Genomic DNA, 15381 nt, shown 5'->3' on the forward strand with positions numbered 1-15381 from the left:
CACTCGCTACGACAAGCTCGCCGTTCGTTATGTGGCGACGGTCCATGTCGCTGCGATCAATCAATGGCTGCGACACGAGTGAGGGCGGGCCGAACGGCCCGCCCTCACCACTTCGAAACACTGCCTAAGCGTCTGTCAGCGTACCGACCGGATCGCTGGTTGTCGTCGACGCGATGTGGGGTTTCCATTGGTTGACCAGACCGACCGGACGAACAGTGGGCCGCCGAATTCCTTCTCGAGCACCTGGACCTGGCGGCTGAGCACCGGCTGAGCGATGTGCAGCACAGCGGCGGCCCGGGTGAATTTGCCTGAGTTCGACGGTGAACGCTACCGGAGGATGGAGTCGATTCGGGCGGCCCGGAACACGCCGCGCGATCCTCGGCTGGGTCGTCCGGCAGTACCGTCGCATGGGCCGACTCGTGCTCGGTCCGGACGTGGAAGGAGCCACCGCGCAGCTTCGCGCGATCCTGCCCGAAGACCGTTTCACCGAACTAACCGACGACTGTGCAGCACTCGACTTCGCCCAGCTCTCGCCGACGATGGCCCGCACCGCTGACACGGCGCTGACGTGCCAGCGGCGACGGCGGTTCAGTATCCAGCGGTGAAACGAGTGCGGTGGTGCTTCGGGAGTTCGGCCTCGTCGAGCAGCACAACGGCGAGGTCCTCCATCGAGATGGACGAGTTGCCGTCCTCATCGACAATGAGCTCATCGGTGCCGAGACGATAAGCGCCGGTGCGCCGTCCGGGCTCGAGCACGGCCGATGGGCTGAGGTATGCCCAGTCCACTGGCCCATCGTTCGCCTGCGCGGCCGCGGCGCGGAACACCTCGAGTTGACGGTTGCCCCCCACGGCTACCGGCAGCACCTCGACCGGGAAGTCCGGCAGCTCGATCACCGTAGTGTCAGTGCCCGGCACGGTAAGGCTCCCTGATCCTCCGACCACCAGTAGCCGGGTTCCCGTGTGCGCCAGCCCTTCCAGCACAGCCGCAGCCACCTCCGCAAGCTCCTGCTCACGCCCAGGGACCGGGCGAGTCGCGCTGATCACCAGATCACTGCCGGCGCTCAGCTCTGCAACTTGCTCAGGATCGGACACGTCCCCAGCCCGCACCTCCACGCCCGCAGGCAATCCACCCAGCCGCGCCGCGTTGCGAGCCACTGCCCGCACCTGATGCCCACGGCTCACGGCTTCCTGGACGACCCTGCTACCGACCGCACCCGATGCTCCGAAAACAGTGATGTGCATGTTATTTCGTCTCCTGTCAATGGTTTCTGATTGCCGACTGCCGTTGTCTCAGTGGCGGGTCAGGCTGTGGCGCTGGTGAGTTCGGCGCGCTGCGGGGCGGGAGCTGTCGCGGTCTGGCCGAGCAGGGTTCCGCCGAGGGCGATGATCATGCCGAGTACCTGAAGTGGCGTGAGCGATTGGCCGAGCGCGATCCATCCGATGACGGCGGCCGACAGTGGGCTGAGCAGTCCGAGGTAGGCGATCGAGGTGGCGTTCGCCCGGGCGAGTCCGCGGAACCAGAGGGCGTAGGCGGCGGCGGTCCCGATCAGCCCGAGGTACAGGTACCCGCCGATGGCCTTGGAGTCCAGCGCGGGCGGCGAACCCTCGACGAGCAGAGCGAGTGGAAGCAGCAGCAGGCCGCCGGCGGTGAGTTGCCAGCCTGCCATGGTGATCGGACCGACATCTTCCGGCCGCCCCCAGCGCTTGGTCATCACGGTCCCGGAGGCCATCGAGGCTGCGCCGGCCAGGCCTGCGATCACGCCGAGGGTGTCGAGCGTGGCGGAGGCCCGTAGCACCACGAGCGCGACGCCGAACAGCCCGATCACACCCGCGAGTACTTTCCGCGTGGTGAGCCGTTCGTTCAATACCACCGTGGCCAGTGCGAGCGCAATCAGGGGCGCTGCGGCCCCCAGCACCGCCGCCACCCCGCCCGGCAGCCGGTACGCGGCGAGGAACAGCAGGGGGAAGAAGGCGCCGATATTCAGTAGGCCCAGCATTCCCGCCTTCCAAATCCACTGCCCCTGAGGCAGTTTCCGTGTGATCGCCAGCAGTAACAGGCCGACGGGCAGTGCTCGCATGAGCGCCGTGAACAGTGGCCGATCCGGCGGCAGGAATTCGGTGGTGACGGCGTAGGTGGATCCCCAGACCATCGGCGTGAGGCCGGTGAGCGCCAATGTCCCAGCAGACGAGGCGGATCCGGTACGGCGGGTATTCAATCGTTCGCTCCTTGTTCCTGCCGCTACTGGGCGAAGCAGGCGCTGCCGAGGTTGAGCCCGGTGCTGTCGACCTGCACGGTGGTACTCACAGGCGCCTGGTCGGCGACCGTGAACAGGGCCGTGATGACGTGGGTTCCAGTGGTGGACGGGGTCCAGGCGAGCGACGCGGTGTTGCCGGAGACCTGGAGGTTCTGGTTGCCGCGAATCGGATAGTCGTTGTCGAGGAAAGTGATTCGGTAGGCGTCCGCGTCCACGGTGGCGGAGACCTGATAGGTGCACCCGGTGCCGAAGCCGCCGCCCAGACCGGGGGTGACGGTGACCGCGGTGATGGTGTGTGCCGTGGCCTGCGGTGCGGCGACGGCCGATCCGGCTGTGACAGCGGCGAGGACAGCGACCGGGGCGAGACGGTACGCGGCATTCGACATGAACGACTCCTTCAGTTGACGCGGACTTCGGTGCGATAGAACAGTTTTCGTACAGCCGGACGGCCGCTGACATAACGCCTCGAATACTGTCCGACGACGCTGACATGACGCTGGCAGCACCTGACAGTGGGGTCTCGACGCGCGCACCACCCGGACGTTCGTGTTCGGGCCGCGCAGAGGGATCAGAATTCGGCTCCGTCGACATACAGCGTCTGGCCGGAGATCCACCGTGCGTCCGCACTGATCAGCCAGCCGATCAGTGCGGCGACATCATCGGCTGTCGCCAAGCGGTTGCGCGGGTTGCGCAGCGCCGCTTCCACGAGCGCGCCCGGAGACTTCGCCGCCCGGAAGAAGCTGTTGTCGACCGGACTCGGAGCGATCGCGTTGACAGTGATACCACGGTGCCCCAGTTCCCGGGCCACCGCTGCCACCAGGTGTTCGACCGCGGCCTTCGACCCGGTGTACAGGCCGTAGGCGGGAGCCGGGCGAGCGGTCAGCGCGCTGGACAGGACGATGTAGCGGCCGTCGTCCTGAATGTGCCGGCCCGTCGCCCGCAGCGTGTGGAACACGCTGCGAAAGTTCGAGTTCACCAGATGGTCGAAGTCGTCGTCGGTACATTCCGCGATGGTCTTCTCGAGGACCGCGCCGGGGGTGTGGACGACGATATCGAGTCGGCGGTGGCGTTCGATGACGCCCTCGAACAGGATCGTGACGTCCGCGGCGACCCGGGCATCCGAACGGACCGCCTCGACACTCGTCCGGTGCTCGCTCAGCTCTGCCAACAGGCGGTCCGCAGCCGTGTCGTCATGGGCATAGCTCACCACCGTGGTCGCACCGCGTGCGGCGATCAACCGAGCGAACGCCGCACCCTGATTGCGGCTACCGCCCACGACCACGGCAACCTTGCCGTGCAGGTCACGTACCGGCCCCGTCGTGAGCTCCACAACCAGCTCCTCCACAGCGATCGGCCTCGAATATTGCTGTTTCGATCATGCTGTGCCGCTGTCGAACGCTGAAACAACACTTCGAGGCGTCGCCACAAGCCCGGCTTGTGCCGGCACGTCGTCGCCGGTCGCGCCGCTCCATCCGGTGATGGAACGAACCTCGGTGATCAGCCGGGTGACGAGGTCCTTGGGTGCACTGGGCAGCCAGACGACAGCCAAATCGCTGGGCTCGGCGTCGACCACCGGAATCCAGCGCACACCTGGCGTGGCGGCCCAGTCGCCGACCGGTCGCGGTGCCAGCCACACGCCCCGGCCGCGGGCGACCATCATGAGGGCCTCTGCGATCTCGGCGGTCTCCGGCCCTCGCACCGCGTGCTGTCCGCCCGGCCGCGGCTCGGCCAGCCAATGGCGAACCGCCGCGTCGGACAGCAGTACATTCGGCTGCACCACCGGATCGTCGGCGAGTTCGGCAAGACCGACCGACTCCCGGTCCGCCAGTGGGTGATTCGCGCACACGGCGACCGCCCGCTCGTCCCGGCGGATTTCCGCGTGGTGGAGCCGGTCGTCGCCGACCGGCAGCCACATGAACGCGGCGTCGGCGGCGCCGCGCAGCAACAGCTCCATTTCCGCGGGTTGCGTTGTGACGGTGACGAGTTCGACGTCGATTCCGGGCACCGCGCGTTCCATCGCCTCGGCGATGGACGTCGCGAACAGGGTCGTCGAGTAGGGGCAGCACGCCAGGCGGAGGGTTCCTTCCTGCCGCCTGGCAACGGCCTGCACCCGCAGGGCCAGTGCTTCGAGATCGGTCAGGACTTCCGCTCCGCCGCGCGCGAATTCGTCACCCGCGGCGGTGAGCACGACACCGCGTGAGGTGCGCACCAACAGAGCGACGCCGAGCGTGCGCTCCAACTGCTGAATATGCAGGGACACGGCCTGCTGAGTCAGGTGCAGTTGCCCGGCCGCTCTGGTGATGTTGCCTGCTTCGGCCACGGCTACGAACGAGCGGACGTGTTGGGTATCGAGAACAGCCACACGCCACTGTAAATCGGCAAGCGTGGCACGTCCACGTGTGCCGGAAGGGTCCCGACCTGGTGGCCACGGCGGCCGGGCACGCCACAAGGCCGCGTTGTGGCATGGCGGGCAGTGATTGTTTCACATTGCTCTGCAAGTGATTTGAGATTGGAAATGAACACCGGAACGTAATCGGGAGACGCAGACTCCAGCGGCCGAACAGGCTCGAACGCGCCGCCGGCGCGGCGCGCGTCCTCATTCGGTCGTTGGCGATCGGGAACGGAAGGGGCACGGCGTGATCCGGGTCAAACTGCTGGGCGCGGTGGAGGTTACCGACGGCAAAGGTTCGGTTACCGCCGTGCGGGGCAGTCGGCTGGCCGCATTGCTGGCCGCGCTCGCGCTCGAGGCCGGGGAGATGGTGCCGGTCTCGCGACTGGTCGATGCGGTATGGGGGGAGGAGATTCCCGTCTCCCCGGAGAATTCGCTGCACACCCTGGTGAAGAGGCTGCGGGCAATCACCGGTCGCGATGCCGTCGACTGGGTGGGGTCGGGGTACGTCCTGGCGGTCGAGCCCGAGGCGGTCGATGCGATCCGGTTCGTGCGGTTGCTCGATGCGGGGCGCCGGGCGCTGGCGGAGGGCCGACCGGACGATGCCGTGGCGGTGCTGGACCGGATGCTCGAGTTGTGGGACGGGCCGGCGCTGTGCGATGTCGCGCCGACCGACGCGCTGCGCGCTGCGGCCGAAGCGATCGTCGAGCAGCGGCTGACGGCCATCGAACTGCACGCCGACGCCTGCCTCGAACTCGGGCGGGCCGCGGAGGTGGTGCGGGGTCTGGCGGCCGAGACGGCCGCGCACCCGTTTCGAGAGTCGCTGGCGGCTCGCCTGGTGACCGCGCTGGGCGCGGCCGGGCGCGCCTCCGATGCGTTGCGGGCGTTTCGTCGCATCGAGCGGATGCTGCGCACCGAGCGCGGCGTCGAGCCGTCGGCGATCCTGCGCCGCGCGGTCGCGCAACTCGACCCGCCGTCCCACCCGCTGCCGCTCGCCCGGCCTACCCAGGCACCGCCGCAGCGGCTGACCAGCTTCGTCGGCCACGGCGCGGAACTCTGCGAGGTCGCGGCGCTGCTCGGGCGGCACCGGCTGGTGACGCTGGTCGGGCCGGGAGGTATCGGAAAGACAAGGCTCGCTACCGAATTGGTGCTCGCGCAGGGTGAACAGTGGACGGACGGATATGGTTTCGCGGAACTGTCGGCGGTCGCGCCGGATCATTCGAGCGCCTCGGCCCGCAAGGCCGTCGCGGCAGCGGTCTTCGCCGCCGTCGCACCGGGGGTGAACCTCGAGGAACCTGGCGGGGACTGGACGGATGTGCTGGTGCGAGCGCTGGGGCGGAAACGGATGCTGCTCATCCTGGACAACTGCGAGCATGTGATCACCGCGGTGGCCGATCTGGCGGTCAGCCTGTTGTCGCGGCTTCCGCTACTGAGGATCCTCGCGACCAGTCGTCGACTGCTGGCGGTGGATTGCGAGCAGCTCTACCCGCTGCGAGCCCTGCCGGTGCCCGCGCCGGAGACGAGCATCGAGGGGGCCGCCACCAGCGCCGCCGTTCGGCTGTTCCTGGATCGCGCGACCGCGACGCGGCCGGATTTCGAACTGTCGGAGGACAATTGCCGCGCGGTCACGGCCATCGTGCGCAGCCTCGACGGGGTGCCGCTCGCGCTCGAGCTCGCCGCGGCGCAGCTGCACGGCTTGTCGCCGCAGGTGCTGGCCGACCGGATCGATGATCGTTTCAGCCTGCTGGCCAACGGATCCCGCCAGGCGGCGGCTCGGCATCGGTCCCTGCGGGCGATGGTCGCCTGGAGCTGGGATCTGCTCCCCGCCGCGGAAGCCGAATTAGCGCGCCGCCTTTCGGTTTTCGCCGGTGGTGGGACCCTGGAGGCAGTCACAGAGGTGTGCGGAGCCGACGGGGACGACCGAGAGACCGTCGCTGACCGGCTGGCCGAACTGGTCGCCGTGTCATTGGTGGAATTCGACGGCCACCGCTACCGGATGCTCGACACCATTCGCGCCTACGCGGCCGAGGAACTGGCGCGGACGGGCGAGAGGGCGAGGTGGGAACGCGCGCACGCCGCGTGGTTCGTCGACTTCTGCGAGGTCGGCGCGCGCACACTGCGGGGACCCGCGCAACGCGAATGGATGCGTCGATCCGCCGCCGAACACGGCAATTATGAAGCGGCCCTGGCCTGGTCGATCCGGAATCGGGAGCCGGAAGTCGCGGTGCGGCTGTTCGGTGTGCTGGCCTGGTACTGGCTGCTGCGCGGCCGGCGTACTCACATGTCGGCTTGGCGGTCGCAGGTGCTCGAGGTCACCGGTGCCCGGATACCGCCCGGCGGTACGGGAGTGTTTCTGATGTGCCGGTCCGGGACGATGCCAGGTCAACTGCTGGTCAGGGCCGGATCACAAGGGCCATTGCATGTGCTTGACCTCGAAGAACTCCCGGAACGCCTCTTCGCCGCCCTCCCGGCCGATACCGCTGAAGCCCGGCCCACCCCACGGGGCGTCCGCCCGCATTCCGGCGCCCCCGTTGATAGTGACGGTGCCGGAGCGGATCCGGCGGCCGAAGGCGAATGCTTCGTGTCGGGCAGCACCACCCCGACGGGTGCGAAGAGTTCCTCCTGGGCGATCTCAGCCGTGTTGGCCACACCGGTCACCAGGGTCGGCTCGAGGAAGAAGCCGTCGTCGAGGGCGGCCGGACGGCCACCGCCGACGGGAATCCGTGGATCCACACTGCGCCGGCATGCTGACGCCGTGCGCGACGCAATCGTGAAGACCATCAACCGCCGCGAAGTGACACGCTGAGGACAACTGCACCGCCAGTACTTCCGGTGCCGCAAGGAGTAACGCCATGGATGCCTTCTACCTGCCCGACTCTTCGGACCCGGATTTGTTCCACCCCACCGAACTCACCCGTGGACCGTGGTCGCCGGATGCTCAGCACGGCGGTGCGCCGTCGGCACTGTTGGGGTATGTGATCGAGCAGTGCGAGCCACAGCCGGGGTGCCGGGTCGCGCGGGTCACGGTGGAGTTTCTCGGGCCGGTGCCGATCGCGCCGCTACGGGCCGAAGCACGAGTCACCCGGGCCCAGGCGCGAGTCGCCCAACCCGGGCGCGGTATCGAATTGATCGAGGCCACACTGAGTTCGGACCGAGGTCCGGTGCTGAAGGCCACCGCGTGGCGGCTTCGACCAGTCGAGCCGGAACTCGACGTACCGACCGAGATGTTGCCGACCGGCACCCCGCCCGGCCCGGCCACCGTGACGCCGAGCCCGGATCACAGCTTCCCGAGTACTCAGCCGGTCGGATTCCACACCGGGGTCGAATACCGTTTCGTCTCAGGCGCTTTCCAGGCCCCGGGCCCGGCCGTGTGCTGGATTCGCCTGCGCTACCCGATCGTGGCCGGCACCTCGCTCAGCCCGCTGCACCGTGTCCTCGCCGCCGCTGACTTCGGCAACGGCGTCAGCTCCGTCCTGGCTTGGGGCCGATACATTTTCATCAACACCGATCTGACGGTGACCCTGCACCGCGACCCGGTCGGCGAGTGGATATGCCTGGACGCGGTCACCTACCCGGAACGCAGCGGCATCGGCATGGCCGAGTCCCGCCTCTTCGATCAGAAGGGCCCGCTCGGACGCGGCACCCAGACCCTGCTGCTCGGCACACGCTGACACGGATCACAGTGGCGTAGCCGGCTCGGCAATCATTCTCGGCAAACGGATCGCCTGTTCCGTAAGCCGAACATCGACGATTGGCCTCCGCAGACCACGATGGCGTCGAAGTTGTCGTGGTTCAGATCCGCTAATACAGCGGTATTGTCCAGCAGGGCAGCCAATTCGGGTGTGTTGATGAAGCCCATGGTGATCAGATCGTCTGCCGACCAGCGGCTCTCGTCGCGCGGGTCGGACATGGCGTCCATCTCGACTCGCCCTCCGTCGGGGCTGGCTACGTTCAGCGTCGTCGAGGTCGCCGGGTTGGCGACCACCATCAGCACTCGCGGACGCTGGGCACGGGTGACATCTGAGGCTCAGGCGACTGGGTCGCTCTCGCTGCGAGAGTTGAGGTAGCCGAGTTGGATCGACCGCAGATCGCCGCGCATGAAGCCTCCGCTGGTGACAGGCTCGTCGGCGATGATGCGCCGTGCGGTGGCCTCGTCGTCGGCGGTGAAGATCCCGACGCCGGTATTGACTGTGCCCAGAGTAGGCCCGGCCACCAGTAGCACACCGGCGGTGTCCAGTCGCGCCAGCCAGTCCCTGTGCGCGGAGAACGCGGATTTTTCGTCAGCAGTCATGGTTGCGATGAAATTGTCGCGAGGCGGATGCATGAAGAAGATCCACTCAGCCATGTGCCGAGTATACGTTCACGGCGACAGTTGCTGGGCTATTGCTCAGTAGCTGTCGGTGACCGCAGTCGTGTCTCGTGGTCGACACGGAACACGATTGCCGCATATGGGAATACGCTGCGTGTGCGAGCCGGGAGGACATCGATGCCGAGGCTCGGTCTCACCGTGGCGACCATGGCGAGACCGCTGCCTGTCTCGGTTTCTCCCCGACGGCCTCCGGCACCGACGCCGGGAACGGTGCCGCTCGATGCCTGCATTCGGTGGCCGCGCCGCTGACCGTGCTCGCGGTCCCGGTGATCGTCGAGACCCGGCGCAGTGGCAGCGGTTGGCGGCGCTGGGCGCAATCGTGCGGCGCGGAATCTCGCGGCGCGCAGCGGCTCAGCGCCCCTGGGCGCGACTGCGCTGTAACTCCAGTCCGTCGAGGATGAGGTCGAGTTCGGCGTTGAAGAAGTCCTCGCGCGACTGCGCGGAGTCGAGCCGGCGATAGCCGCCATAGCGCCTGGCGACGTGTGGATAGCCCTGCACGGCTTGTTCGGCGGCGGCCATCATCGCGGTGAACCATTCCTGCTCGCCGAGTCCGCTGCGCTCGACGCTGGTGAGCATCGCGGTCTCGGTTCCGACGGAGCCGAGGACGTAGGCGAAGATGGCGTTGGCCCCCCGGTCGGCGGTGGCGTCGTCGAATCCGGCGGCCTCGAGAACAGCGAGCATGGCGTCGGACGTGCGCAGCAGATTCGGGCCCAGATAAGCGAGTCCGGCCCCAGTGATGGCGATGCTGATCCAGGGATGCCGCAGGACCGCCGCCCGCACGTCTTGCGCGAGCCCGAGCAGATCGGCGCGCCAGTTTTCCGGCTTGATGTCGGTGGGCGTCCGGACGTCGCCGAAGGCCTCGTCGATCGCCAACTCCAGGATCTCGTCCTTGCTGGCGACGTGCGTGTACAGCGACGTGGCACCGGCATTGAGGCGGGTGCCGAGTTTGCGCATGCTGAGCGCGTCGTAGCCCTCGGTATCGAGCAGGGCCAATGCTTCACCGACGATCTGTTCCCGACTGAGGGCGGGCTGGTCGCGCCGCTCACGGTGCGGCCGGGTCCATACCGACGAGAATTCCTGGGTTTTGGCCGCCAAGGCTCCTCCTTCATCCGTGCAACAGCATAACCCCAGCTGGAACACCGTTCGATCAACCGTACGCCGTTCCAATGTTGCGAACAGTGTGCGATCGAACGTACAGTGTGCGGCATGACCGAACAGTGTGCGGACCAGCTTCCCGGAGGGAACTCGAAATGACTGCCGAAACATCGACCGGGGCGATGACATCGCCTGCGGCACAGCGCAACCCGAAGCGCTGGCTGGTACTGGCCGTGCTCTGCTCGGCCACCCTCCTGCTGGTGATCGACAATATGGTTCTCACCGTGGCGCTGCCGCAGATCGCGATCCATCTGCACGCCGGGTCCCAGGCCCTGCAGTGGGTGATCGACTCCTACATCCTGGTTTTCGCGGGCCTGCTGCTCACCACCGGCAGCCTGTCGGACCGCTTCGGCCGCCGCCTGGTGATGGTGCTCGGGCTCGCGCTCTTCGGCGCGGCCTCACTCATCGCCGCCTATGCGACCACCACGGGGATGCTCATCTCCGGCCGCGCGATCATGGCGGTGGGCGGCGCGCTCATCATGCCGAGCACGCTGTCCATCCTGATCACCGTGTTCGACGAGGACGAGCGGCCCCGGGCGATCGCGGCCTGGACCGGCGTGTCCGTGCTGGGCATGGTCGGCGGCCCGGTGCTGGGCGGCATACTGCTGGACCACTTCTGGTGGGGTTCGGTGTTCCTGCTGAACGTGCCGATCGCGGCGCTGGCGATCGTGGCCGCCTTCACCCTGATGCCGGAGTCCAAGGGTCCCGTCCGGCCGATCGATCTGCCCGGCATGGTGCTCTCCATCGTCGGCATGGTGTCGCTGGTGTGGTCCATCATCGAGTTCCCGGCCAAGGGTCTCACCGGTATCTGGGTGACGCTGGTGCTCGCGGTCGTCGTGCTGGCGGCCTTCGTGATCCGGGAAATGAAGGCCGAGCACCCGATGGTGCCGTTGCAGCTGTTCGGCAACCGGGTCTTCACCGGGTCCAGCTTCTCCCTGGTGCTGGTCACCTTCGCCAATGCCGGCCTCACCCTGGTGCTGACCCAGTACCTGCAGTTCGTGCTCGGTTACTCACCGATCAAGACGGCCCTGGCCTTCATGCCGTTCGCGCTGACCGCGCTGGTGTTCAACGGGCTGGGCGCCGCGCTGGTGCAGAAGCTGGGCGTGCGGCCCGTCGCCCTGGCCGGCATGCTCGTGCTGGCCGGCGGTTTCGGCGCCCTGGCCGCGCTGACCTCCGAGTCCGGCTTCTGGCTGCCTGCCCTGGCCATGTCGTTGGTCGGCGCCGGTGCGGGCCTGGCCATGCCGGCTGCGGTCGGTGCGCTGATGGGCGCGATCCCGCCGGAGCAGGCGGGTGTGGGTTCCGCGCTGAACGACACCATCCAGCAGACCGGTGGTGCGCTCGGTGTCGCGGTGCTCGGCGCGGTGCTGGCCGGCACCTACCGCGAGGGCATGCCCGCCGATGCCCCGGCGGCGGCACGGGAGGGCATCGCAGGCGCCTTCGCCAGCAGCGACGGTGCCCTGGTGGGCGCGGCCCGCGCCGCCTTCACCGACGCCATGTCGAGCACCTTCCTGACCGGTGGTACGGCAGTGCTGGCCGCCACGGTGATCGCCTTCTTCCTCATGAAGGGCGCGAAGCCGGCTGCGCCGGAAGGTGTTCCGGCCGCCGAGGACACGGAGTCAGCCGAGGCCCGCTAGCTGCGAAATGAACACCGCACCCCAGCGAACAGCCCGGGGTGCTGGCGCGGCGGTCTCGATCGGCGGCGAATTCCTCGAACACGCTGTGCCCCCTTGTCTTCCAATTGTGGCGACCGTCCCCACTCCGGCGTGTGGGGACGGTCGCCCTCAACCACGTAGCCATTGACACCGTCGGTGATCGTGGCCAACTCGCGGCGCTCGAGCCCGCTACTGCGGCAACAACGGAGCCGAGATGACCATGGTTGCCGCCGGGCGGCACCCGGAATCCCCGTCGCTCCTGCGCAATTCGCGCTGCGGGTACTGTGATGCGCCCTTCCTTCGATCGGCTGGCGAACAGGAACAGAGGTGACGAAGGCTTGATTCGGATCAGGCTACTGGGGACGGTGGCGGTGATCGATGGCACAGAATCGGTCGCCGAGGTGCGGGGGAGACGGCTGGCGGCGCTGCTGGCCGCGCTCGCGCTCGAAGCGGGAGCCGTGGTCCCCGTCTCGCGGCTGGTCGGCGCGGTGTGGGGGGAGGAGATCCCTGCTTCGCCCGAGAATTCTCTGCACACTTTGGTGAAAAGGCTGCGGGCGATCACCGGCAGAGCCGCCGTCGACTGGGTGGAACCGGGTTATGTCCTGGTGGTCGAGCCCGACGCGGTGGATGCGCATCGGTTCGGGCGGTCTTTCGATGCGGGTCGCCGCGCGCTGGCGGAGGGCCGGGCTCAGGTTGCCGTGGCGGAGCTGGACCGGATGCTCGAGCTGTGGAAGGGGCCGGCGCTCGGGGACGCCGCACAGACCGAGGTACTGCGCGCCGCCGCCGAAGCGCTCGGCGAGCAGCGGCTGCGGGCTGTCGAACTGCACGCCGACGCCTGCCTCGAACTCGGGCGGGCCGCGGAGGTGGTGCGGGGCCTGGCGGCCGAGGCGTCCGCGCATCCGTTCCGGGAGTCGTTGGCGGCGCGCCTGGTGACCGCACTGGCCGCGGCCGGGCGTCCGTCCGATGCGCTGCGGGCGTTCCGCCGGATCGAGTGGATGCTGCGCACCGAACGCGGCGTCGAGCCATCGGCGCTGCTGCGCCGCGCGGTCGCCCCACTCGAACCGCCGGCCGAACCGCAGCGCGCCGCCCTGACCGGCCAGGCGCCGCCGCGACGGCTGACCAGCTTCGTCGGCCGCGGCGCGGAGGTCTGCGAGGTCGCGGCACTGCTCCGGCGGCACCGGCTGGTGACGCTGGTCGGACCGGGCGGTATCGGAAAGACCAGGCTCGCCAACGAATTGGTGCTCGCACACGGTGCCCGGTTGATGGACGGATACGGTTTCGCGGAACTGTCGGCGGTGGCGCCCGACCTTTCGAGCACCGCGGTCCGCAATGCCGTCGCGGCAGCGGTTTGCGCGGCCGTCGCACCGGGTGTGCTCCTCGAGGAGCCCGGCGGGGACTGGACGGATGCGCTGGTGCGCGTGCTCGGGCGGCAGCGGATGCTGCTCATTCTGGACAATTGCGAACACGTGATCTCCGCGGTGGCCGAACTGGCGGTCGACCTGTTGGCGCGGCTGCCGCGGCTGACGATACTCGCGACGAGTCGTCAACTGCTGGCAGTCGATTGCGAGCAGCTCTATCCGGTGCGAGCCCTGCCGGTGCCCACTCCGGAGGCGAGTGTCGACGGGGCCGTCGCCTGCGCCGCCGTCCGGCTGTTCTTGGATCGCGCGACCGCCGTGCGGCCGGATTTCGAACTGTCGGAGGACAATTGTCGCGCGATCACCACCGTCGTGCGTACTCTCGACGGGGTGCCGCTGGCGCTCGAGCTCGCCGCGGCGCGGTTGCACGGCCTGTCGCCGCAGGCCTTGGCCGACCGGCTCGACGATCGTTTCGACCTGCTGGCCAATGGATCCCGCCAGGCGGCGCCTCGGCATCGTTCCCTGCGGGCGATGGTCGCCTGGAGTTGGGCTCTACTGCCCACCGCCGAAGCCGAATTGGCCTGCCGTCTCTCGGTCTTCGCCGGCAGCACGACCCTGGAGGCGATCACGGGTGTGTGCGGAGCCGACATCGATGACCAAGAGACCGTAGCCGACTGGCTGGCCGGATTGGTCGCCATGTCACTGGTGGAGTTCGACGGCCGTCGCTATCGGATGCTCGACACCATTCGCACCTACGCGGCTGATGAATTGGCGCGTGTGGGCGAGACGGAACGGTGGGAGCGCGCACACGCCGCATGGTTCGTGGACTTCTGCGAAGCGGGCGCACGCGAACTACGGGGACCCGCCCAACGCGAATGGATGCGTCGATTCGCCGCCGACCACGCTAATTGCGAAGCGGCCCTGGCCTGGTCGATCCGGCATCGGGAGCCGGAAGTCGCGGTGCGGCTGTTCGGCGATCTGGCCTGGTACTGGCTGTTCCGTGGTCGACGCACCCACATGTCGACCTGGCGATCGCGGGTGCTCGACCTCACCGGTGCGCGGATACCGCCCGGCTGCACGGGATCGTTTCTGATGTGCCGGTACGCCGAGGAGATCTCGGCGCCCGTGATCGTCGTCCGGCCGGAGTCGATCCCCGACACCTCCGCCGAATTCGAGCACCTGATCCGGGTCGCGATGACCGAACCGCGCGGCATCCATCCGTTCTTCATGCTGCTACTGGCATTGCGGGAGCATTACCGCGGCGATCGGAGTCTGCTCGACCGCTGTGCGACCGCCGAGGAGGGCGGACTACGCGGCCAGGCGCTCGTGATTCGGGCGTACGAGGACGTCGATGCCAAGCCGATCGAGAGCATCTTCGCCGATCTCGAAGCGGCCGTGGACTGTCTGAGCGACTCCGGCGATCCTCGCACGCTCTGCGCGGCGATGCTCGAACTGGCGCAGATGCGGGTGCTGTGGCACGGAATCGACTGTGCCGCACCGTCGATCAGCCGTGCCACGGAGCTGCTGAGCGACGAACTCAGTCCCGACATCTGGCACCAGGTCCTGCTCGTGGCCGCGAACCTGCATCTCTGTGGCGGCGATATCGCAGGCGCCACCGGCTATCTCGCGGGCGCCGAGAAGATCGACCCGACCGACCTGACCGGCGCCGAGATCACCAACCGGTGTCAGAACCGGGCCTACATGGCATGGCGGGAAGGACGAATCGACCACGCATTCGAGCTCTTCGAAAACGTGGTGTCGCCCACCCTCCTTCGCACCGACTTTCACAGCGTCACGCGAATGTTCGTACCGGCTCGATGGCGTGCCATCTTCGCGGCCGTATCGGTCGACGCGGACCGGATGGACACCGCCGTTCAACAGCTGAGGATCGCACGCGAATACGCGGCCTCCGCATCCCCGCTGATGCTGTTGGATGTGGCGTTCGCGCATGCCCTGGCCGCTCTCGCCGCGGACCTGCCCGAACACGCGGCGCGAATTCTCGGTGCCCAGCGGCGGGGGTATCGCGGCGAGGGCCGTACCGTGCTCGGACCCGACGACCAGCGCGCGGTGGTTCTGGCCCGGAAAGCCCTCGGCGACGAGGCTTTCGAGAAGTTCGCGGGTGAGGGCGAGGACACCGCGTTGGAGCCGCTGCTCGTCGAGGTCGAACACGCAGTGGTAGCCCTGCGCTGAGGTCCGAATCCTTCCG

The 15381-nt window shown here is 68.1% G+C and carries 11 protein-coding genes and 3 pseudogenes; 4 read left to right on the top strand and 10 right to left on the bottom strand.

What is annotated here, in order from left to right:
- Positions 1-135: 135 nt before the first annotated feature.
- The 6 genes and pseudogenes from EBN03_RS35665 to EBN03_RS08395 all read right to left on the bottom strand — a co-directional run.
- A pseudogene (locus tag EBN03_RS35665) lies at positions 136-300 on the bottom strand (helix-turn-helix domain-containing protein); the annotation flags it as partial.
- A 288-nt stretch (positions 301-588) separates the two neighbouring features.
- Positions 589-1242: an NAD(P)-dependent oxidoreductase gene (locus EBN03_RS08375; RefSeq protein WP_122187400.1), complete on the bottom strand. Its 654-nt coding sequence runs from the start codon at positions 1240-1242 to the stop codon at positions 589-591.
- A gap of 59 nt (positions 1243-1301) precedes the next feature.
- Positions 1302-2216, bottom strand: a complete 915-nt coding sequence (locus EBN03_RS08380; protein WP_233608257.1) for an EamA family transporter — start codon at positions 2214-2216, stop codon at positions 1302-1304.
- Between the two features lie 23 nt (positions 2217-2239).
- Entirely contained in the window at positions 2240-2641 is a 402-nt protein-coding gene (locus EBN03_RS08385; protein WP_122187401.1) for a hypothetical protein, read from the bottom strand.
- A 182-nt stretch (positions 2642-2823) separates the two neighbouring features.
- Positions 2824-3585, bottom strand: coding sequence for an SDR family oxidoreductase (locus EBN03_RS08390; RefSeq protein WP_158675560.1), 762 nt, complete (start codon positions 3583-3585; stop codon positions 2824-2826).
- Positions 3586-3630: 45 nt separating this feature from the next.
- The gene (locus EBN03_RS08395) at positions 3631-4704 is read right to left on the bottom strand and encodes a LysR family transcriptional regulator (RefSeq protein ID WP_199742675.1); all 1074 of its coding nucleotides are present in this window, start codon (positions 4702-4704) and stop codon (positions 3631-3633) included.
- Positions 4705-5011: 307 nt separating this feature from the next.
- Between EBN03_RS08395 and EBN03_RS08400 the strand changes: the two are divergent.
- A pseudogene (locus EBN03_RS08400) lies at positions 5012-5590 on the top strand (AfsR/SARP family transcriptional regulator); the annotation flags it as partial.
- 1458 nt (positions 5591-7048) lie between these two features.
- Here the strand turns inward: EBN03_RS08400 and EBN03_RS35785 are convergent.
- Positions 7049-7368 (bottom strand): annotated as a pseudogene (locus tag EBN03_RS35785) (aldehyde dehydrogenase family protein); the annotation flags it as partial.
- Positions 7369-7496: 128 nt separating this feature from the next.
- On the opposite strand from EBN03_RS35785, the gene EBN03_RS08410 reads away from it, so the two are divergent.
- Positions 7497-8315 carry a thioesterase family protein gene (locus EBN03_RS08410; protein ID WP_122187404.1) on the top strand — a complete coding sequence of 273 codons (819 nt, stop codon included), beginning with the start codon at positions 7497-7499 and terminating at the stop codon, positions 8313-8315.
- Positions 8316-8347: 32 nt separating this feature from the next.
- Here the strand turns inward: EBN03_RS08410 and EBN03_RS08415 are convergent, their stop codons facing one another.
- The 3 genes from EBN03_RS08415 to EBN03_RS08425 form a co-directional block, all read right to left on the bottom strand.
- Positions 8348-8638, bottom strand: a complete 291-nt coding sequence (locus tag EBN03_RS08415; RefSeq protein WP_122187405.1) for a type 1 glutamine amidotransferase family protein — start codon at positions 8636-8638, stop codon at positions 8348-8350.
- A gap of 33 nt (positions 8639-8671) precedes the next feature.
- Positions 8672-8989 (bottom strand): YciI family protein, encoded by a 318-nt coding sequence (locus EBN03_RS08420; RefSeq protein WP_122187406.1) that lies wholly within the window; start codon positions 8987-8989, stop codon positions 8672-8674.
- Between the two features lie 375 nt (positions 8990-9364).
- On the bottom strand, positions 9365-10108 hold the full coding sequence (locus EBN03_RS08425) for a TetR/AcrR family transcriptional regulator (RefSeq protein WP_122187407.1): 744 nt from the start codon (positions 10106-10108) through the stop codon (positions 9365-9367).
- A gap of 155 nt (positions 10109-10263) precedes the next feature.
- Here EBN03_RS08425 and EBN03_RS08430 point away from each other — a divergent pair, with 155 nt between their 5' ends.
- Both EBN03_RS08430 and EBN03_RS08435 read left to right on the top strand, forming a co-directional pair.
- On the top strand, positions 10264-11802 hold the full coding sequence (locus tag EBN03_RS08430) for an MFS transporter (protein ID WP_233608258.1): 1539 nt from the start codon (positions 10264-10266) through the stop codon (positions 11800-11802).
- 389 nt (positions 11803-12191) lie between these two features.
- The gene (locus tag EBN03_RS08435) at positions 12192-15365 is read left to right on the top strand and encodes an ATP-binding protein (protein ID WP_158675561.1); all 3174 of its coding nucleotides are present in this window, start codon (positions 12192-12194) and stop codon (positions 15363-15365) included.
- Positions 15366-15381: the final 16 nt, after the last annotated feature.

This window comes from Nocardia stercoris, from assembly GCF_003696265.1.
GTDB lineage: Bacteria > Actinomycetota > Actinomycetes > Mycobacteriales > Mycobacteriaceae > Nocardia > Nocardia stercoris.

Excerpts from the sequence above, each read along its gene's own strand:
- EBN03_RS08375 (WP_122187400.1), bottom strand. The coding sequence starts at position 1,242 with ATGCACATCACTGTTTTCGGAGCATCGGGTGCGGTCGGTAGCAGGGTC.
- EBN03_RS08410 (WP_122187404.1), top strand. The coding sequence starts at position 7,497 with ATGGATGCCTTCTACCTGCCCGACTCTTCGGACCCGGATTTGTTCCAC.
- EBN03_RS08430 (WP_233608258.1), top strand. The coding sequence starts at position 10,264 with ATGACTGCCGAAACATCGACCGGGGCGATGACATCGCCTGCGGCACAG.
- EBN03_RS08420 (WP_122187406.1), bottom strand. The coding sequence starts at position 8,989 with ATGGCTGAGTGGATCTTCTTCATGCATCCGCCTCGCGACAATTTCATC.
- EBN03_RS08385 (WP_122187401.1), bottom strand. The coding sequence starts at position 2,641 with ATGTCGAATGCCGCGTACCGTCTCGCCCCGGTCGCTGTCCTCGCCGCT.